This window comes from Neobacillus rhizophilus (genome assembly GCF_018343535.1).
GTDB classification, from domain to species: Bacteria; Bacillota; Bacilli; order Bacillales; family Cytobacillaceae; genus Neobacillus; species Neobacillus rhizophilus.
In genome coordinates this window covers 208,409-228,291 of the sequence record NZ_JAGYPF010000005.1, presented here as the reverse complement: position 1 = coordinate 228,291, position 19,883 = coordinate 208,409, and the positions used below count along the sequence as shown (strand labels likewise).

At 39.0% G+C, this 19,883-nt stretch carries 16 protein-coding genes and 1 other annotated feature; of the genes, 4 read left to right on the top strand and 12 right to left on the bottom strand.

Translation table 11 applies throughout. The features are described from left to right. From KHA99_RS23935 to KHA99_RS23925, 3 genes are read right to left on the bottom strand one after another with little or no spacing between them, the layout of a single operon-like run. A complete protein-coding gene (locus KHA99_RS23935; protein WP_213120006.1) occupies positions 1 to 1,695 on the bottom strand; it encodes a GspE/PulE family protein in 1,695 nt (564 codons plus the stop codon). Continuing rightward, positions 1,679 to 2,995 (bottom strand): VanW family protein, encoded by a 1,317-nt coding sequence (locus KHA99_RS23930; RefSeq protein WP_213120005.1) that lies wholly within the window; start codon positions 2,993 to 2,995, stop codon positions 1,679 to 1,681. Before KHA99_RS23930 ends, KHA99_RS23935 begins: the two co-directional genes overlap by 17 nt. A gap of 23 nt (positions 2,996 to 3,018) precedes the next feature. Continuing rightward, complete coding sequence (locus KHA99_RS23925; RefSeq protein WP_213120004.1) at positions 3,019 to 3,804, bottom strand: YbaN family protein; 786 nt, start codon at positions 3,802 to 3,804, stop codon at positions 3,019 to 3,021. A gap of 161 nt (positions 3,805 to 3,965) precedes the next feature. On the opposite strand from KHA99_RS23925, the gene KHA99_RS23920 reads away from it, so the two are divergent. From KHA99_RS23920 to KHA99_RS23910, 3 genes are read left to right on the top strand one after another with little or no spacing between them, the layout of a single operon-like run. Further along, the gene (locus KHA99_RS23920; protein WP_213120003.1) at positions 3,966 to 4,439 is read left to right on the top strand and encodes a type IV pilus modification PilV family protein; all 474 of its coding nucleotides are present in this window, start codon (positions 3,966 to 3,968) and stop codon (positions 4,437 to 4,439) included. A gap of 2 nt (positions 4,440 to 4,441) precedes the next feature. Then, positions 4,442 to 4,885: a prepilin-type N-terminal cleavage/methylation domain-containing protein gene (locus KHA99_RS23915; RefSeq protein WP_213120002.1), complete on the top strand. Its 444-nt coding sequence runs from the start codon at positions 4,442 to 4,444 to the stop codon at positions 4,883 to 4,885. After that, a complete protein-coding gene (locus KHA99_RS23910; protein ID WP_213120001.1) occupies positions 4,878 to 6,125 on the top strand; it encodes a type II secretion system GspH family protein in 1,248 nt (415 codons plus the stop codon). Before KHA99_RS23915 ends, KHA99_RS23910 begins: the two co-directional genes overlap by 8 nt. A 60-nt stretch (positions 6,126 to 6,185) precedes the next feature. Here the strand turns inward: KHA99_RS23910 and KHA99_RS23905 are convergent, their stop codons facing one another. From KHA99_RS23905 to KHA99_RS23890, 4 genes are all read right to left on the bottom strand, one after another. Next, complete coding sequence (locus tag KHA99_RS23905) at positions 6,186 to 7,907, bottom strand: sensor domain-containing diguanylate cyclase (protein WP_213120000.1); 1,722 nt, start codon at positions 7,905 to 7,907, stop codon at positions 6,186 to 6,188. A 71-nt stretch (positions 7,908 to 7,978) separates the two neighbouring features. After that, positions 7,979 to 9,301: a bifunctional folylpolyglutamate synthase/dihydrofolate synthase gene (locus KHA99_RS23900; protein WP_213119999.1), complete on the bottom strand. Its 1,323-nt coding sequence runs from the start codon at positions 9,299 to 9,301 to the stop codon at positions 7,979 to 7,981. A 67-nt stretch (positions 9,302 to 9,368) separates the two neighbouring features. Then, positions 9,369 to 12,011 (bottom strand): valine--tRNA ligase, encoded by a 2,643-nt coding sequence (locus KHA99_RS23895; protein ID WP_213119998.1) that lies wholly within the window; start codon positions 12,009 to 12,011, stop codon positions 9,369 to 9,371. Between the two features lie 52 nt (positions 12,012 to 12,063). After that, positions 12,064 to 12,296, bottom strand: a binding site (T-box leader). A gap of 113 nt (positions 12,297 to 12,409) precedes the next feature. Then, the gene (locus tag KHA99_RS23890; RefSeq protein ID WP_213119997.1) at positions 12,410 to 13,735 is read right to left on the bottom strand and encodes an O-antigen ligase family protein; all 1,326 of its coding nucleotides are present in this window, start codon (positions 13,733 to 13,735) and stop codon (positions 12,410 to 12,412) included. Between the two features lie 191 nt (positions 13,736 to 13,926). Here KHA99_RS23890 and KHA99_RS23885 point away from each other — a divergent pair, with 191 nt between their 5' ends. Beyond that, entirely contained in the window at positions 13,927 to 14,115 is a 189-nt protein-coding gene (locus tag KHA99_RS23885; protein ID WP_213119996.1) for a YszA family small membrane protein, read from the top strand. A 26-nt stretch (positions 14,116 to 14,141) separates the two neighbouring features. On the opposite strand, the gene ysxE is transcribed toward KHA99_RS23885, so the two are convergent. The 5 genes from ysxE to hemB all read right to left on the bottom strand — a co-directional run bounded on the left by ysxE (position 14,142) and on the right by hemB (position 19,871). After that, positions 14,142 to 15,194, bottom strand: coding sequence for a spore coat protein YsxE (ysxE, locus tag KHA99_RS23880; RefSeq protein WP_213119995.1), 1,053 nt, complete (start codon positions 15,192 to 15,194; stop codon positions 14,142 to 14,144). Positions 15,195 to 15,287: 93 nt separating this feature from the next. Continuing rightward, positions 15,288 to 16,409 (bottom strand): stage VI sporulation protein D, encoded by a 1,122-nt coding sequence (gene spoVID / locus KHA99_RS23875; protein ID WP_213119994.1) that lies wholly within the window; start codon positions 16,407 to 16,409, stop codon positions 15,288 to 15,290. Between the two features lie 147 nt (positions 16,410 to 16,556). Then, on the bottom strand, positions 16,557 to 17,321 hold the full coding sequence (locus tag KHA99_RS23870; RefSeq protein ID WP_213119993.1) for a ribonuclease H family protein: 765 nt from the start codon (positions 17,319 to 17,321) through the stop codon (positions 16,557 to 16,559). A 258-nt stretch (positions 17,322 to 17,579) separates the two neighbouring features. After that, a complete protein-coding gene (hemL, locus tag KHA99_RS23865) occupies positions 17,580 to 18,866 on the bottom strand; it encodes a glutamate-1-semialdehyde 2,1-aminomutase (protein ID WP_213119992.1) in 1,287 nt (428 codons plus the stop codon). Positions 18,867 to 18,890: 24 nt separating this feature from the next. Then, complete coding sequence (hemB, locus tag KHA99_RS23860) at positions 18,891 to 19,871, bottom strand: porphobilinogen synthase (RefSeq protein ID WP_213119991.1); 981 nt, start codon at positions 19,869 to 19,871, stop codon at positions 18,891 to 18,893. Positions 19,872 to 19,883 lie beyond the last annotated feature (12 nt).

The following is a 19,883-nucleotide window of genomic DNA, read 5'->3' as shown; positions in this document are numbered from 1 at the left end:
CTACTCCAGAATGGCTACACGTAATACTTCTTCAGTTGTTGTTAAGCCTTGTTTTACTTTTAATAAGCCATCATCGATCAAGAAGATGGTTTTATTTTTAATCGCATGTTCCTTAAGCTTTTGAAAGGAATTTTCATTCATAATGACTCTTCGCATATCATCATTAAGCACCAATACTTCATGAAGGGCTATCCTTCCTTTGTAACCTGTCATATTGCAAGAAGGGCATCCCTTTCCTCGCTTTACCTTATCTATTTTCAAGCCGCGTTTTGCAAAAATATCCTTTTCCCGCAATGAAGGCTCCTGAACCTCAGCACAATCCTTGCAGACTTTTCGGACTAAGCGCTGAGCGACAATTCCAGTAAGTGAAGAGGCAAGTAAAAACGGTTCGACTCCCATATCTATTAAGCGCGTTACTGTGCCCAATGAATCATTCGTGTGGAGTGTGCTTAAGACTAAGTGCCCGGTCAATGATGCACGAATGGCAACTTCTGCTGTTTCTTTATCACGAATTTCTCCAACCATGATAATATTAGGATCTTGACGGAGTATTGAACGAAGTCCTGCAGCAAACGTCATCCCGACATTAGTGTTAACCTGAATTTGATTAATCCCTTCCAATTGATACTCAACAGGATCCTCAATGGTGATAATATTAACCGCTTCACTATTTAGCTTGTTAAGAGCAGCATATAATGTCGATGATTTCCCTGACCCGGTCGGTCCGGTAATTAGAACAATTCCGGTTGGCTGTTCAATCATGTCATTGAACCTCTTAAAATTAAGCGCATTAAAACCAATCTTATTTAAGTCATTGAGGGCTGCCCCCATATCCAAAAGACGCATAACGATTTTCTCTCCGTATACGGTTGGCAGTGTTGAGACACGAAGATCAATCGGATGGAAATCAAGGTGCAGCTTAATCCTGCCATCTTGGGGTATCCTGTGTTCAGTAATATCAAGATTCGACATTATTTTAATTCTTGCTGTTAACACACTTAACATTTGACGTGGTAAAACACGGTCAACCCTTAATACTCCGTCGACCCTGTAACGGACAACAATCTTTGTTTCCTGCGGGTCAATATGAATATCACTAGCCTTTTGGATAACAGCATTTGTAAGAATTTGATTGACCAACCGAACAACCGGCGAGTCCTGGTATGTGACATCTTCATCCCGGCCGCGCTCACTTGGCAACAAATCATCGAAAAGCTCTTCCAAGGCATCGTCATCATCATAATATTTATTAATAGTGCGTAAAATATCATCTTTTGTTGAAATTGCAGGTTCGATTTGGAATCCAGTTGATAAACGCAAATCATCAATAATGATAAAATCCATCGGATTAACCATAGCAACGTATAACTTGTTGCCCTCTTTTTTGAGCGGCACAATTAAATTCCGTCTTGCCGTATCCTTGGAAATGATCGAAAAGAGATTGGCATCAAAAGGATACTGAAAAAGATTTACATGCGGAATACCAAGCTGGCGCTGAAGCACCTCAGCCAGCTGCTGGTCCGTAATGTATCCTCTTTGCAGCAAGGCTTCGCCAATTTTTTGGTTTGCCCCTTTTTCATCTAAGACAGTATCCAGCTGTTCGACAGTAATGAGTCCTTCTTCAATTAACAAATCACCAAGACGTGTTCTACCTTGCTTCTTTTTATTTATTTCAGTACTATTTTGGCTGTTCATTTGGCTTCCCCCAAAGGTCTTCAACATCAGAATCTTGTTGTGTGGTAATAGATGTTGAAGTAGTTTGACTTCCATCAGGATTAGTTGGAGTTGAAGAATTCAATGTAGTGTTAGTTTGGCTTCCAGTAGTTGAATTTGGCGTACCTTGTTGTGTTCCAGTTAAAGAATGAACCTCTACCCGATAAACAGGTGGATAGTAATCTTTAGCTATCAGGTCACTTTTCAAGTACTGCTCCCCTTGGTAGATATCCCGATATACATGTACAAAGATGCCATCTGCTCCTTCGGTTTTAACCATCGTTTTCCCTGTTTTAAGGAGTGGACTGTATTGGACAATTGTTTTCGGTTTTAATTGCTGCTGGTCCTTTTTAGTAATCTTATAATTATATAGCAGTTTTTCACCGATTAGGCTTACTTTAAGCTGATTGTTATTTAATTCAAGATGAATCGTATAGCTGGATTTATTTGGATTAGTGAACTCAAAATCTGTATTTTGTGAAGGGCTGACCATCGCTTCAAATCCTAATACTGCATAATCTGGTAATGAACTGCTAATATTCCGATCAATAATCGAAAAGTTGGTTGGTAAGACTGTCTGATAAATACCCGTAGCAATTACACTAAGCACAGTTGATTTTTCAATCTTTTGATTCTTGGCAAATTCAAGCATAGAAAAAGTGGCGCCATCAGCAATTTTGATTTCAGGATTTTTCTCCACAAACGTTTGCAGGTCTGCAGGAATGTCCTTTAAATTAAGCAGTGATTCGCTTACGATAAGATCTTTTTTACCCCCAAGTAGATAATCATTAGCTAGATTAAATGTAAATGTTCCTGTCGTAAATTTTGCCGCAGTCTTTTCAATATCGGTTTTTAGTTTATTTAAATCTATTTCCTTACTATTTATCTGAGGCATGAGGATTTTTAACTGATCCTCTACATCCGTTTGATTGATACGAATATAAACTGGGTTTTGCTGACCGTCCTTGATTGAATTAATTGTAGTTTCTTTATCTGGTTGTAAAATATTTAGGTCAAAAGGCACACTTAACTCACTATATTGAAGTTCAAACTTTGTGTCTTTCAGCCAATCGACATATTTTTGTTCTAGCATATTAGCCGCTTCACTATCCGTTTTTCCGGAAATATCTAAACTTCCAATTGTCGTTCCATCTGAATATTTCCCATCTGCATTTCCTAACTTTCCGAATGCACTTGCCCCAAAATGAGAAAAAGTAAAAATAAAGGCGGTGCCGAAAAAAAGTACAACAAAGAGCTTAATAAACTGTTGATTCTTTCTCATTCTTATTCCTCCTTTCCTTTAAATTACTTTTGCAAGTCCACCGGTTTTTTTATATTACTTTCTTCTCCTGAATCTTCATTACTAGCAGCAGCTTCTTTTATCGCAAAAAACAACTCTTCCAAGTCAGTTTCATCATCATAATCTACTTTTTCTTCTTGAATCTTAACATCTTTTTTATCAACTATTTCCTCAAGTAAGTAGTCGTCTTCTGGAGTTGTCGATTTAACTGGATCATTAAAGATTAAACTTTCAATATCAGCCAAATAACTAGATTCCGTTTCAGGTTCTTCATTGATTTCAACAAGGTCCGTTTCAGTTCTGTCATGTAGAAATGAAATGTCTTCATCAACAGTCTGTTCAATAAAATCATCATTTTCGTTGGACAATTGTGGTTGTGGTTCTAAAGAAAGACCCTCCTGAATATCGTTTGCCTTTATGGACGGTTCTTTTATTTCAATTTCTCCTAAATCCAAAAAGTCTAAGTCTGCAGTTTTTTCTGACTGATTGACAATGTCCAATGATACTGGACTTTCGTCATTCTCATCTTCAACTGAGTCTACTTGCTGATTAAAAATCATCTTCTCAAGACGACTGTTCATTATGTATGCCGTAACTAAGCTCAGTAATAAAATAATTAAGGCCGTTTGCCATAGTGAGAAAGTCGTAACAGCTGCAAGTCCTCCTAGGGCCAGCACGAAACTAGTTATGACAACAAGAGTTTTTCCTCTTAACGTTATGCCAATAGGTATAAAGGCTACTATTAACATCAAGATTAACATAGCCCCAAAAGCCCAAATGATTGTTTGCATACAATTACTTCCTCTCTCTTTACTGAACTTTTATCCTATTAATCTACAATTTTTTTCAAATTAACTTAGATTAATTTATTTTATCCAAGAAATAGACAAATTTCGCCTACTAAATATTGTATAATACTCTTATATATTTTAAAAGAAGGTGGAAAATTTTTATGAAGGGAAATTTCCATAGTCAAAAAGGCCTAACTTTAGTGGAAGTCCTTGTCTCAATTGTTATATTATCTATTATTCTCATGACAACGATGAGTTTTTTTCCACAAATGGGTTTCATAAATAAGCAAAACGAAGACAAGACAAAAGCAGTAAATACCGCAAAAGAAATACTTATTGACTGGAAAGGTTCCGATAAAGTAAAAAATTTTCTTATTAATAAGCAACCAGAATCAGATTTTTTGCCAAATACCGTAAATGAAAATGTATTTTATATTAACTATGATTTTTCTGATTCTACCTATTACAATTTTAAAACAACAAGAAATAATTATAATGTAAACATTAAAATTAAAAAAACTACGGCTAAAGCTTCAGATGCTTCAAGCATCCATCTTATTGTTGTACAAATATTAAATACAAAAGGAAAGCCTATGAGTGAAACCTATGGCTACATAAAAAAAAGGGGAAGATAAAATTGAAAAGAGGTGAACAAGGTTTAACATTAGTAGAAGTTCTAGCAACACTTGTAATTCTATCGATTATAAGCATTAGTATTTGGAGTGTTTTTTTTCAAGGCTACAACTATTCGAAAAAAGCAATTTCAAAGAATTCAATGATACAGGAAGCAAACCTTTTAATCACAGAATTAACAAGTATACATCAATCATCTGATAAGTATGTATTTGAAAGTTTAGATTGTAAAATTACAGTAACAGTTGACGATAAACTACCATCAAAAGTATTCGAACATCAAAATTTATGTTATAAAACAAATATTTCAAGCATAACCATTTTTCCTAAGCAAAATGGCGGAAATCTTCAATTAACTATTACTATTTATGAGAAAAATAACCCTAGAAACGAAGTATCAGTAAGTTCAAAGCTTTATCGAATTAAAGGTGGTGTCAATTATGAATAAATATAGAAGCGAACAAGGTTATGCACTTGTAGCAGTTTTAGCTATTATAACAATATTTATGATACTCTCTCTTACTTTCATGGGACAGGCCGCTAATAGTATAAAACAAAATAAGATTGTGGAGGAAAAATCGAATTCTGTTGCTGCTGCTGAAATGGGGATTACTTATTATCAAGTTGCCATCCAAGATGCTTTTGAATCCCAACAGGATGATGTTACTCGAATCTTAAGTGGATCATTGAATGGTAATTCAAGTAATGAGACAGTGAGAAAGGAAGCCGCTAAGACAGTAGCTTCTTTGCTCCAAAGTGTATTTCAGGCTGGTGATACTCAACCAGTTGAAGGTATTCCAGCTAATTTTACACTTAGTAATTTCAGTGCTGCACCATATCCAAGTCCGAACGAACACAAGGTTAAAATTACTTTTAATGTTGTTGGTACAGAAAATTCAGGAACTATTAAGAGCACCAAGCTTTTTGCAGAAATGGCTCTTGACTTAGGAAGTATTAGTAATGATGGATTATCTGCACCACCTAGTGGTTACTTACTACCAACGTATAATACAGTTTCAGAACCTGAAATTAAGTGCTTATCACTAACCTCAACGGGATGTAATGGAATAGTTGTAAACGGAAATTACGAGGTACCTAAAATAAATGGTACTAAGATAAGCGACAAAATTATTTATTCAAATGATACATCTGGTTCTTTAACTTTAAATAGTAATGCCAATAATTCCAGTAAACTACATGTTCATTCTGAGGGACCTATCATCGTAGATAGTAATATGAATAGTTCTTCCTCACTTATTATTGAAACTAACAGCAACGCAAAATTTGAAGGTCAATTAAAAGTCGATACCGAATCAAAACTTTATATTGCAAAAAGTTTATTGAATAATAGTGATAAAAATAATGGAAACCACTTAACTCTTGATAATTCCTATACCTATATTGGTGAAGATGCCTACCTTACTTCTTTAGATGTTTTATCTCATTCTACGATGTGCGTTCATAGAAATTTGTATATTGATAAAAGTAAATATGTTGATAGTTCTAGTAAATTATTAGTACTAGGCACAATCTTTCTATTGGACAAAGGCATATATAGGGAAGTATCCGGTGGAAAAGTCAGTCAAGATGAATTTAATAGAGAGTGTGGATCTAAACTTCCACCTAATCTATCTATTAATTGGGGGAATAATATATATACTAATGTTAGTGATGTTGATTACGACTAATCCTTAAAAAAAAATTTTAGGTATGTCCCATTCAAATCATAAGATAGGGACACACCTTTTTTAACACGACGAATACTCCGCCACCCGATTTCGACCAGCCCTTTTCGCTCCCACATACAGTGCCCGGTCCGCATGTCTTATCAGGGCAAGCGCATCCTCGGCATCCTCTGGTGCGGTCGCCACTCCAATCGAGGCAGTTATTTTCACCTGCTGTTTCTTTTGATCCTGATCAATTGTTTCATAGAGGGTAAATGGCCAATTGGCGATGGACTCCCTGATTAATTCAGCCGTTTGATAAGCCTCCCCTTTCGAAACATCAGGTAAGAGAACAACGAATTCCTCACCGCCATAACGGGCAACAGTGCCCCGGCTTCCTACTAGTTTACTAATTCTTCCTGCAATATCAATCAGAATTTCATTACCGCTTTGATGACCGTATGTATCATTAACCGTTTTAAAATGATCAATGTCAAGAATGATTAAGGAAATCACATCTCGCTCATAGCGCTTAAGCTGCTCAAACTCCTTCATTAATGCGTTTTCAAAGTAGCGGTAATTAAATAATTTGGTGAGTGAACAGCGTTCGCTCTGCATTTTTGTTCGTTCGTAATGCTTGGCATTTTCCATAGCGACAGCGAAATATGAGCAGAGAATATCGACAATGGTCAACTGATATTTTTCATAGGCTCGTTCCTGCTTTGAAGCAAGCAGCAGCACACCAATAACCATTTTATTGCGCATAATCGGGACGCTTAAAATACTTCTGGCATCCTTTGGCAGATACCCACCACTCGTAATATGTGTCCATTCCTTTTTCCGTGAAAAAAAACAGGCCTTTTGCTTAGCCCACACCATCCCGGAGATTCCTTCATTTTTTTTCAAAGGCGGTCTATTGTATGGATCTACCCTTCCTTCTTCAACATAGCGGATCAATTTCAGTTCATCACCGGAAACTTCAAAGACATAGGCATAATCCACCGGGAGCATTCCACCGAGTTTTTGAATAAACAATGTTACGACATCATCCACTTGGAGGCGTTCTGCCATTTGATGGCCAATTTCACCCGTTTTTTGCAGATACTGATTAATTTTTTCACTAGAGTAATAGAGATTAAAAATAACCGATAAGCTGACGAACGGAATCCCTACAAAAAGAAGCGACAATAACCCTAATTCATTATAAAGAATGTATAACACAACACCGACTGGAATGGTAATAATTGTCGTTAAAGTCTCTACCAATAAATCTTTTCCAAAGTAAGCGTTCTTACGCTTATAGATAAAAAATAGATTGAAAGAAACAATGACTTGATTAATAAAATAATTTAACACCGCATACAAAATAGCCAGCAAAAAAGCTTCGCTATTTTCAGTAAGGCGTGGGGCCGTTTGGCCGCCAATAAGATAATAGAACGTACCGCTAAAGAACGAAACAAGAAAGAACATGATTAAATTTAGCGGTATACGAAATAATTGGTCTTTTGGAACTCTTAGTTTAACTAGTAAAACAAGGACGGCTATCTGAGCAAATACCATTTCCACAAACAACCCGAAAATTAAAAAAACGGTAAAAGACACCCATTGAATGAGAAAAATGGGCACATTGTTGATGATAATTGGCATACTGGCCACAATTGCCATAAGGGCTAAAAAAGCAATAAGTTCATGCCAATTTCCTGAGAGGTGCGGGGGAAAAGTTTGATAGGTAAACCACATTCCAGCTGGTACTAACATAATCCAGATCAGATAAATTGCTGTTTGGACATGCGGTTTAACACCCATCTTCCTTCCCCTCCTCACCTAATTATTATTAATTCAAGATAATTTTATTTTACCAAAAAATAGCCAATCTGTCACAGAGAAATCGTCATATTTTTCAAATATTGACAAATAATTGGCTTTGCTTCTGAAATAAAATAAAGAGAGCCCGTGATGACAAGCAGGTCATTGGGAGGCAGGTGAGAAATTTCTTCTTTTATATAAGGCTGCCAATCTTCGACTGCGAATTTATTTGCAGATTGACTGATTTTCAGCAAATCTTCAGCATTAGCCGCCCTTGGGAAATCAAAGCTGACAAAAGAAATCTGAGCAGCAATTCCGTCAAGCTTGGCTATCATTTTGTCTAGCTTCTTATCTTTTAACGCCGCAAATATTATATATATATTGCGATTAGCATATCGGGTTGACAATTCATGAACCAATGCCGTAATTCCCTCATCATTATGCGCGCCATCGATGATGACTAGAGGGTTTTCAGATAAAACCTCGAAGCGGCCCGGCCAATAGGCCTTTTTTAATCCATTCCTGATGGCCTGTTCAGGAACTGAAATGCTGGCATGTTGGATTAAATAAAGAACTGTACTAATTGCAAGTGCTGCATTTTCGGTTTGGTGCTGACCAATCATACTGATTTCAAGTTTTTCTAAGATGTCACCGTTTGTTCGTAAAGTAAATATTTCACCCTTTGATATGGATTCATGAGCACCGATCGAAAACTCCTGTTCTAATCGATAAATTGGTGCCTCTTTTTTCTCCGCCTGTTCGTCGATTACCTTAAGTGCCCCAGGGTGTTTGACCGCTGTAAAAATCGGCGTCATTTCTTTGATGATTCCCGCCTTCTCAAACGCAATTTCTTCATGGGTGTTACCAAGTATATTGGTATGATCTAGACCAATATTTGTGATAATCGAAGCCATAGGCTGCACAATATTCGTGGAATCAAATCGTCCGCCAAGCCCGACCTCGTAAAGGACGATATCGATTTCAGGGTTATTTGCAAAATAATAGAAGGACATTGCCGTGATAACTTCAAATTCTGTCGGTCCGCCAAGGTCTGTTTCCTCTAATTCATTCGCTAAAGGAAGAATGACATTTGTTAAATCTAGTATTTCTTGATCTGTGACAGGCTTGCCGTTAACACTAATTCGCTCGTTGAATTGTTCAATATAGGGAGATGTAAACGTACCGACTGTATACCCTGCTTCCTGCAGAATGGAACGCAAATAAGTAACGGTTGAGCCTTTTCCATTTGTCCCGCCTATATGCACAGTTTTGATTTTTGTTTCCGGGTGGCCGAGCCTGTCCATGATCCATTCCATCCGTTTTAACCCTGGTTTAATGCCGAGCCTGAGCCTTGCATGAATCCAATCAAGGGCTTCTTTATAAGTAGTAAACATGTCTGACACCCCTTTTGTTAAAAAAATAAGCCAAGACGAATCCAAAATGGATTCGCCTTCAGCTTCATTAACCTCTTAACTCTTTAATACGAGCTTCTACAATGTTTCGTTTTTCCAGATAGTCTTGTTCTTTGGCACGTTCTTCGGCTACAACACTTTCAGGTGCTTTTTTCATAAAGCCTTCATTGCTTAATTTCTTTTGAACACGCTCTACCTCTTTATTTAATTTATCCAATTCCTTCTCTAGGCGGGCAATTTCTTCATCAATATTGATCAGGCCTTGAAGTGGAAGGATAATCTCGACACCCGTAATAACTGCAGTCATTGCTTTTTCAGGGGTTTCGATGTTCAGTCCCATTTGCAGTTCTTCTGGGTTACAGAACTTTTCAATATAGCTCCGGTTATTCTCTAGAGCTGTTAAGATTTTTTCATCCTTAGCTTTCACCAACATTTTGATTTTCTTGCTCATTGGTGTGTTAACTTCAGCACGAATGTTTCGTACAGAGCGGATCATTTCCATCAGAAGCTTCATTTCCTGCGCCGCTTCTTCATCTGTATACTCAGGTTTTACCTCCGGCCATTTTGCTTCCGTAATCGATTCACCGGAATGAGGCAGGTTCTGCCAAATTTCCTCGGTGATAAATGGCATGAACGGATGTAAAAGTCTCATTGTTTGATCTAAAACGTAAGCTAAGATTGAACGGGTTGTTTTCTTAGCTGCTTCATCTTCACCGTATAATGGAAGCTTCGCCATTTCGATATACCAGTCGCAGAAGTCATCCCAGATAAAGTTATATAGGGCACGGCCAACTTCACCGAATTCGTAGCGCTCTGACAGCTTTGTCACATGTTCAATTGTTTCATTTAAGCGTGTTAGAATCCATTTATCAGCAACTGACTTTTCTCCGCTGAAATCAATCTCTTCATAGGTAAGACCATTCATATTCATTAAGGCAAAACGGGAAGCATTCCAAATTTTATTGGCAAAGTTCCAGGTTGCTTCAACCTTTTCTGTACTGTAACGCAAATCTTGACCTGGTGAAGATCCTGTTGATAGGAAGTAGCGAAGTGCATCCGCACCGTACTTGTCGATTACCTCCATTGGGTCAACGCCGTTTCCAAGTGACTTACTCATTTTCCGGCCCTGCTCATCACGAACAAGCCCGTGAATCAGAACATCTTTAAATGGACGCTTGCCGGTAAATTCAAGGCTTTGGAAAATCATCCTTGAAACCCAGAAGAAGATAATGTCGTAGCCTGTTACCAGAACATCCGTTGAGAAGTAACGTTTGAAATCGGCTGATTCTGTGTCAGGCCAGCCCATAGTAGAGAACGGCCATAATGCTGAACTGAACCATGTATCTAATACATCTTTGTCCTGTTCCCAGTTTTCAATGTCTGCAGGTGCCTCGTGGCCAACATATACTTCACCAGTCTCTTTATGATACCAAGCCGGGATGCGGTGTCCCCACCATAACTGACGGGAAATACACCAGTCGCGGATATTTTCCATCCAGTGCAGATACGTTTTTTCAAAGCGGTCTGGAACAAAGTGAACTTTTTCCTCCTTGCTTTGAAGCGCAATTGCTTGATCTGCCAATGGCTGCATTTTAACAAACCATTGTGTAGATAGATAAGGCTCTACTACTGCTCCGCTCCGCTCAGAGTGGCCAACGGAATGCAGGTGATCTTCAATTTTAAACAGAACGCCTTGTTCTTGAAGGTCTTTAACAATTTGCTTACGGCATTCGAACCGGTCAAGCCCTTGGTATTTACCGGCCTTTTCGTTCATGCTTCCATCTTCATTCATAACAAGAATACGCTCAAGATTATGGCGATTTCCGAGTTCAAAGTCGTTCGGGTCATGGGCAGGAGTAATTTTAACCGCACCTGAACCAAATTCCATATCGACATAATCATCGCCAACGATCGGGATTTCCCGGCCAACAATTGGCAGGATAACTGTTTTACCGATTAGGTGCTTATAACGGTCATCTTCCGGATGAACAGCTACGGCGGAATCCCCAAGCATCGTTTCAGGACGGGTAGTCGCTACTTCAATATAACCGGAGCCGTCTGCCAGCGGATATTTCAAATGATAGAATGCACCTTGAACATCCTTATAAATAACTTCAATATCGGAAAGGGCTGTTTTTGTGGATGGGTCCCAGTTAATGATATATTCGCCACGATAGATCAGGCCTTTGTTGTAAAGGGTAACGAATACTTCGCGAACCGCCTTTGAAAGTCCCTCATCAAGAGTGAAACGCTCACGGGTATAATCAAGTCCTAAACCTAACTTTGCCCACTGCTGGCGGATATGGGAAGCATATTCTTCCTTCCACTTCCATGTTTCCTCAACAAACTTTTCCCTGCCGAGGTCATAACGGCTTTTGCCTTCGCTTTTAAGCTTTTGTTCAACCTTTGCCTGGGTCGCGATTCCAGCATGGTCCATGCCAGGAAGCCAAAGAACATCATAGCCCTGCATCCGCTTCATGCGTGTCATGATATCTTGGAGAGTCGTATCCCATGCATGCCCTAAATGGAGTTTTCCTGTAACGTTAGGCGGCGGGATCACGATTGTATATGGCTGTTTTCCCTCATCATCTTTTGCTTCGAAAAATTTTCCTTGCAGCCACCATTCATAACGACCTTTTTCAATTGTTTGCGGGTCGTATTTGGTTGGCATCGTAATTTCTTTTGTTTCCAACTGAATTGCCTCCTTTTTATCTTTTAGAAACAACAAAAAACCCCATTCGTCATAAAAGGACGAATGGAGTTGCTTCGCGGTACCACCTTTTTTCCAATCATATTTATGATTGGCACTTCATCGGATAACGGATTTCATCCGTCTTCGACTACTGGGGCCTTTGGCCTGTTCACAGAAGAAGCTCTTGGGCGACCTTCCGATGTTCCGCTTAGGAAATCTTTCAGCTGCTGATTCCCCTCTCTAAAAGCTGGCTTTCACCGTACTCTTCCCTGTCAAAGCTTTGATTTTTTAATTATATAGTTATACTACCCAAAAAACGGGGTTCACGTCAATCAGGTTAACCTTATTTTTTATAATTTATACTATATGCCAAAAGGTTGCTATTTGCTTACAGGTTTTTAAGCTGACTTATATTTTTCCATAGTTTCTCTTGATGAGTTAAGTCCTAATTTATTTTTTAGAATGGAGTCAGCTTTCGCAAGGGTAATTCCAAGAATCCCCCAAAACATCGGTGCAACTGGTACAGTACTGATATTAAAAAATGCCTGAATTAAATATCCTAAAACGGTTGACAGTAATCCATAAAGAATGATTTTATCATCCCCTTCAACTATTTGAACTGCTCGAATTGCTTTTCTTATAACAAATATTAAAAATAGTAAATAGGTTAATAGTGCAGGAATCCCTAAAGTGATTGCAATTTGTAAATACTCATTGTGTGCCTTATCTACTACCGTATTAGGGTTACCTAAAAATTCCTTTCGTTCCTTAGGGGTAGCTGGGAAAATAAACTCAAAAGTATCTGGACCCGACCCAATCCAGAGGTATTCCTTTACAAGTGGAAGCGATTTTTTCCATATAAAAAAACGGGATGACCCTTCATGTCCATTACTTTGATTTGTTACAACTTTATAAGAATCGGAAATAATCGAATATGCCCTAAATGAATAATGGTTCTTCTCCAATGTATTAATTCCCACGGCTAGCAGAATTAAGGTTATTAATAAGACTGCCCATTTCCTCCAAAGATTTTTTCTTTTAAAGATCACAAATACAGTTAGAAACACCATTCCGCTAAAAACACCTAAATATGCACTTCTAGTATTTGAAAAAAGCATTGAGATAAATGATAACGAGACAGAAATATAATATAGCTTGGTTAAATTTTTATCATGAATAGTAATATATAGGGTCATGCTTAAAAGCAAAACTAAAACAAGATAAGACCCAAAAAAGTTAGGATTATCGAAAAAGGTATAGGTTCCAGAATAATGACGCATAGCACTGTTTCTAGGCAAAAAATCCAAGGAATAATGCTGCAATATTCCATAAAGAGAAACTATTAACGAAACTACTGCCATTCCCGAAAGTAGTTTCGTTATTTTCCGAGTATCCAAGAGCCTATAGCAAAATAGAAATACACTAATGTAACAAAAGAAAGTAATCAAACCTTCACAGCGGTCTATTGTACCATACACCGCTGTGTAACTATATTTTGAAAAAGCTGTCGATATCTCTATTAAACTTAAAAATAGAATTATAATATATAAAATAGTGCGGTTATTTTTTTCAGGAATTAAACTATAGTATTTTCGTTTAAAAATAATATAAACCCATGTGCCGATTACAAATAGATACAAATAATCTGTCTTTATGGTTGTATAATATGGGTCGTAGCCCCAAGGATAAATCATCAATGGAAACAGCAAAAGAAACCAAAACATTCAAATTACCCCTTATGTCACAAGTCCTGTGTAAAAACACCTAGTATTTCAATTACTTCTAATTATTCCATTTCTTTTCAATTTATTCAATCTGAATTTAAAGCGGTAAGTTTTAGATGAATTTTGGGGCATACACACAAATTCTCGAATATACATATGATAAGGGTAAATTGGGAAAGGGGGGGTTAGGGGTGAAGAATTTCCACAAATATAAACACCGTCCCTGGTTTAGAACGTTTCGGAGATTGTCCGGACAGCTGGTCGTCCCATTTATTATCTTTCAGTTTATACGAACTATTTTTCTGCCAACCATTTTTGATGTCTTGTTATTATCCCTTTTTATCGTCATTGCCATTTCCATTTATTTCGAAATTATTTAAGGAGCCCTATTTGCAGATAAATCCTGCTATTGGGCTCCTTCTTTTGCCTGCTGGGCTGCCTCTTGGGCTGCTTTTTGCTGGTTCTCGATTTCCGTCATTCGCATAACAATATATTCGGTATTTTTTAAATGCCAATAGCGATTCTGCAGCTGGCGGACATATTTTAACTCATTTTTCGGACGTGGCTTCCGATAATACTTTTCTGCCATTTGGATGATGGGTATTGGGTAGGCCAAGTAGCTGTTGAATAATAATTTTTCCTCCTGCTTAAACGGAAAGTATTTAAAATAATGATACACCAAACTGATCGCATCATCATTTCGCTTCGGACTTGTGTTTAAAGTCCTTGACACATACGGGAGCAGGTCATGGATTGGCGAGCCGTAACGGGCATTTTCAAAATTAATAAAATAGCCGTATCCCCGTTCATCATAAAGAAAATGATCGGATGAAAGCTTCCCGTGGACAACCACCATTCGGGCTTTCTCATTTTCCTTTGTGCTCTCATACCATTCTTCAAATTTTGCTTTTGAAAATCGGAGCGCCTGGCTGATTTCATTGTAATATAGGCAAAACAACAGTTCGAATGGTGACATATAGGTCTTCTTCTCACAATTATCAATGTAGCCATCAAGAAATTCCTGGTTTTTATCAAGCAGCTGCAAGGTTTTTTCGTAATGCTCGGCCCGCTCCTCCTTGTTTACTTCGATTTCCTTTGAGGAAAGCGTATGAAGCCGGGCCAATTCGCGAAAAAGCTGCTGGCTTTTGTACTGGTGGTCTTCTCTTTGGTCGTTTGCCATCCAAGGCATGAGATAGTAAAGATTATTATCATGCAATACCGCATATCTGCCATCCATGGTAGGATATATTGGAACAATCCTGTTAAAGCCTCTTTGATAGAGATAATGGACATGCCGAATGAAATCTGTCCCTAAGGCTGGGGGAATTTTTTTCAGGGCAAAGGTACCTTTGTTAGAATAAATTTTTTGAATTCCCCCAAAATCCTCTACAAAATACGGCTCTACCTGGTAGTTCTCCAAAATCGGCGTAAGGGTCTCCTGCCTATTCGAGTCATTCATGAGAATTCACTCTCTTTCATTTAGAAAAGCAAAAGGGCATAAAAAGAAAGCAGAGCAGGCCCCGTACGAACCCGCTCACCTTCTTAGGTCTGGTTATTTTTTTGCAAAGGCTGCCGGAACATACAATACTTGACCTTCATAAACATCCTGATTCAGTTCCAGATTGTTAACACGAAGGAGATTCTGAACAGAAACATCATAACGTTTAGACAAACTTTCTACTGTATCCCCTCTTTGAACAATACAAACCTTTACCCTTGTTTGCGAAGAACCTTCGTCCTTTCGAGCAAAGAATTCTGTCAGGGTCATCGATTTCTTTTTAGCTCCAAACAGCTTCTTCTTATGCTTTGGTTCCTCTTCAGATGAAGATGAAGAGCTTTCCTCTTCATATTCCACGACTACTGCTGGGGATTCCTCCACAATGATTTCTTCCTCAAACTCAACTTGAACCTCTAGAGGCTGTTTTTCTTCCTTTCTCTCCTGATAACGCCATGCAGGTTCATTTGCTTCGGCATTATACTCCTGGTACTGCCAAGGCGGCCGATATTCCTGCTGCTCTTGAGTTTGTTCCTGCGGTTGATAATTAAAGTTTGGGAACTTTGGAAATGCCTCTGCGCTCTGTTCTTCTTCCTGCGGTTTACGTGCTTCCGTCTGGAATAGATAATTATTTTGATAAGGGCTTTGTTCTGTTGGTTGAGGGAATTCGAATTCTTCCTCCTCTTCCTCCGATCCAGCGCGGTGCAGGAGTTCAAGTTCAGGTTCTTCCTCCTGCTGTTGTTGCTGCTCGTTTCCATAGAGGCCACTGATGGTCAGCTCTGCTGACAGCTTTAAGCAGCTGCGCTCGGGCATGGAATAATCAAACGTTTCCACAAGGACATCGATATCATACACACTTTGAATTCGATTGTTAGGAATCGTGATATCAACCGGGAATCGATGTGAAAATTCAGCTACTCCCTCTTCACGCTCGGCCACCCGTTCCACAAACTTCTGTGAGACAACACTCTCTTCATTTCCTTCCTCTTGGTCCTTGTAGCATTTATATTCGCCGGAAAGCTCCAGCGAACCGCGTATGGTGACGTACTGATCGTTTTCCTGGATGGTAATATCCGGGTCTAAGGAAATGGAAATAAGCTCCTCGACTTCCTGTCCTTTTCTAAACCACAGGGACTCCTCCACAGAAAATCTAAGGTACGATTGATTCTCCTGGGACAAAGCGACTCCTCCTTTCGTTTCCTAATGCAAAATCACTATGTCACTTACACTTTATGAGGGAAAATTTTTATTTATGAATAAAAAAGCGGGATTGTGCGGAAAAGAGGCAAAAAAATAAACTCCCCTAAATTGGGGAGCAGGATTGTTCTAAAGGTTTATCAATGATTTATAATCTTCAATTGTTTTGATGGCTGATTTCATTGATTCATTGGATAACCTGTTTTTAATTGTATTTTTTAAAATAGTTTCTAATTGAGGACACAATTTGATTTGTATTGTGTGTGCATCGATTTTTTTCAAAGCATCTGAAAGGGCAATTATTGGCCGTTTATTTTCCGCTACAACATCTTTATTGTTCTTTACTATGACCCACTTGTTACTCTCTTTAACCGCTTTATATTCTACCTTAATTGGGACGGGTTTTTCCTTAATATAAGTCCGGCTTAATGAGTGGGCCTCCTGTAAATATTTTTTATCTTCTGCTTGGTCTTTAAAAAATATTTTAATAAGTGGCCGGGGCGCTTTTGTTTTGTCGCAGTAATATAAAGGATACTGGGCGTTTCTCGATACCAATGCTATGTACAGGCTTCTTAAATGTTGGAGGTAGCTATTAGACTCTTGTTTAACGAAAAAATTACCTCTATTAAACTCGGTATTTTCGTTGTACATGAGTGTTTGATGAATTTTTAAACTGTCGGTGTAAATATTTATGATTTCATGTTTATGTATGTCGTTTTCTTTTATTAATTCAAATGTTTTTTCTAATGCGTAGCCTTCTGCGATATTTGAGGTAGGATTGATATGCTCAGTTTTAAAATGGTGTTTATCTATGAAGCCGTATTCGTTTATCCTTACGATGCCAACACCAATTGTGTGGTCCTTGGTGGATCCGTCAATATAGTATTCTATCATTTTTAGTGCACCTGCTTCTCCCTCGACTTTTTCTACGACAATTTGGTTTTATGAACCTTTTTTACGACTACTTAACCATTTGCTCTCGATTCGATTTGGTCTTATGAAACTTTTAAATTACTATTAAACCTCTTGTCCCACAGCTATATTGTCTTGTGATTACTATACTTTACCAAAAAACGATTTATTGTTACATATTTTACCATAAAAAAGGCAGTGGACTAATTTTAAATCCACTGCCTTCTATAGATAAAAATTTTATTTAAGCTTCGAAAAAGCAACCTCAACAGCCTTAACCGTCTTTTCAATATCCTCATCCGAATGCTCGGTTGATAGGAATAATCCTTCAAACTGGGACGGCGGCAGGAATACGCCTTGGTCGGCCATTTGGCGATAGTACTCTGCAAAGAATTCCAAATTTGATGTTTTGGCTGTTTCATAATTGATGACATCTTCATTCGTGAAGAAGAAACCAATCATGGATCCAGCGCGGTTAAAGGTAACTGGAACCCCGTACTTCTCACCCGCAGCTTTAATACCTTTTTCAAGGATATCTCCCTTGCGAATAAACTCATTGTAGTGCTCTGGTGTCAACTGGCTTAAGGTTTCATAGCCCGCCGTCATCGCAAGCGGATTTCCAGATAACGTACCCGCCTGGTAAATCGGGCCGCTTGGTGCGATGCGCTCCATAATATCCGCACGGCCGCCATAAGCGCCGACAGGAAGACCGCCGCCGATTACTTTTCCTAAACAGGTCAAGTCCGGAGTGATACCGAAGTAACCTTGAGCACAATTGTAACCGACACGGAAACCAGTCATGACTTCATCAAAAATCAGAAGAGCTCCGTATTGAGTGGTAATATCCCGTAGTCCTTGCAGGAACCTTGGCAGAGGTGGAACAAGCCCCATGTTGCCCGCAACTGGTTCAACAATGATACAAGCAATATCTTCGCCAAATTGTTCAAAAGCGTATTTTACCCCTTCAAGGTCATTGTATTGTACTGTGATTGTATTTGAAGCCACACCTTCAGGTACACCTGGGCTATCAGGCAAACCAAGTGTAGCAACTCCGGATCCTGCTTTAATTAATAATGAATCACCATGGCCGTGGTAGCAGCCCTCGAATTTTAAAATCTTATTTCGGCCTGTAAATCCTCGTGCTACCCTTAAGGCACTCATCGTAGCTTCCGTACCCGAGTTGACCATTCTGATAATTTCAATTGATGGCACACGATCTTGCACAAGCTTGGCCAGTTTGTTTTCCAATAGCGTCGGCGCTCCGAAGCTTGTTCCTGACTCGGCAGTTCTTTTCAACGCTTCGACTACTTGGTCATTGGAATGACCGAGGATAAGCGGTCCCCATGAAAGAACGTAATCAATATATTCATTGCCATCGATATCATAGATTTTCGAACCCTTGCCTCGTTCCATGAAAATCGGGTCCATATTTACGGATTTAAAGGCGCGGACCGGGCTGTTTACACCACCAGGCATAAGTTTCTGGGCTTCTTTAAATGCTTCAATCGATTTTGTATACGAACGCATCCTTTTCCCTCATTTCGAAAAATTTTATTGCTCTTCCTTCAACCAACGAATCGCATCTTTTGCATGGTAAGTAATGATTAAATCAGCACCGGCGCGCTTCATGCCCACTAACATTTCTAGAACTGTATTTTTCTCGTCTACCCAGCCATTTTGCGCAGCTGCTTTAATCATCGCATATTCACCACTGACGTTATAAACAACAACCGGTAAATTGAAGTTATTTTTAATATCGCGGACAATGTCAAGATATGGCATTCCCGGCTTCACTATTAAAAAGTCTGCCCCTTCCGCTACATCTGATTCGGCCTCTCTGAATGCCTCCATACGGTTGGCAGGGTCCATTTGATAGGTCTTGCGGTCACCGAATTGCGGTGCACCTTCAGCCGCTTCACGGAACGGTCCGTAGAAAGCAGATGCATATTTTACAGCGTATGACATGATTGGAATTTCTGTATAACCAGCCTCATCTAAACCTGCACGAATCGCAGCCACGAAACCATCCATCATGTTGGATGGTGCAATGATATCTGCGCCTGCTTTAGCCTGAGCGATGGCTGTTTTTACAAGAAGGTCTAACGATTGGTCATTAAGGATTTTTTCGCCTTCAACAACGCCGCAGTGACCGTGGCTTGTGTATTCACATAAGCAGGTATCTGCAACAACTAACACTTCAGGGAAGTGTTCTTTAATATAGCGAGTAGCCACTTGAACAATACCGTGGTCATGGTATGCACCGCCGCCGCACTCATCCTTTGTCTCTGGGATGCCGAATAATAATACAGCCTTGATGCCGTGTTTGACGATGTCTTCCATTTCTGCATGGAGGTGGTCCATCGATACTTGGTATACTCCAGGCATGGAAGATACCTCGTTGCGGATGTTTTCGCCTTCATAAATAAACAGCGGATAGATGAAATCGTCCGCCTTTAAATGATTTTCCCTAACAAGCGCACGCATGCTCGCGCTTGAACGTAAACGACGATGACGTGAAAATTGAAGTTCCATTGTGTATACCTC

Excerpts from the sequence above, each read along its gene's own strand:
- KHA99_RS23890 (WP_213119997.1), bottom strand. The coding sequence starts at position 13,735 with ATGTTTTGGTTTCTTTTGCTGTTTCCATTGATGATTTATCCTTGGGGC.
- hemB (WP_213119991.1), bottom strand. The coding sequence starts at position 19,871 with ATGGAACTTCAATTTTCACGTCATCGTCGTTTACGTTCAAGCGCGAGC.
- KHA99_RS23905 (WP_213120000.1), bottom strand. The coding sequence starts at position 7,907 with ATGGGTGTTAAACCGCATGTCCAAACAGCAATTTATCTGATCTGGATT.
- ysxE (WP_213119995.1), bottom strand. The coding sequence starts at position 15,194 with ATGAATGACTCGAATAGGCAGGAGACCCTTACGCCGATTTTGGAGAAC.
- hemL (WP_213119992.1), bottom strand. The coding sequence starts at position 18,866 with ATGCGTTCGTATACAAAATCGATTGAAGCATTTAAAGAAGCCCAGAAA.
- KHA99_RS23870 (WP_213119993.1), bottom strand. The coding sequence starts at position 17,321 with ATGATAGAATACTATATTGACGGATCCACCAAGGACCACACAATTGGT.
- KHA99_RS23900 (WP_213119999.1), bottom strand. The coding sequence starts at position 9,301 with ATGTTTACTACTTATAAAGAAGCCCTTGATTGGATTCATGCAAGGCTC.
- KHA99_RS23930 (WP_213120005.1), bottom strand. The coding sequence starts at position 2,995 with ATGAGAAAGAATCAACAGTTTATTAAGCTCTTTGTTGTACTTTTTTTC.
- KHA99_RS23925 (WP_213120004.1), bottom strand. The coding sequence starts at position 3,804 with ATGCAAACAATCATTTGGGCTTTTGGGGCTATGTTAATCTTGATGTTA.
- KHA99_RS23935 (WP_213120006.1), bottom strand. The coding sequence starts at position 1,695 with ATGAACAGCCAAAATAGTACTGAAATAAATAAAAAGAAGCAAGGTAGA.
- KHA99_RS23920 (WP_213120003.1), top strand. The coding sequence starts at position 3,966 with ATGAAGGGAAATTTCCATAGTCAAAAAGGCCTAACTTTAGTGGAAGTC.
- KHA99_RS23910 (WP_213120001.1), top strand. The coding sequence starts at position 4,878 with ATGAATAAATATAGAAGCGAACAAGGTTATGCACTTGTAGCAGTTTTA.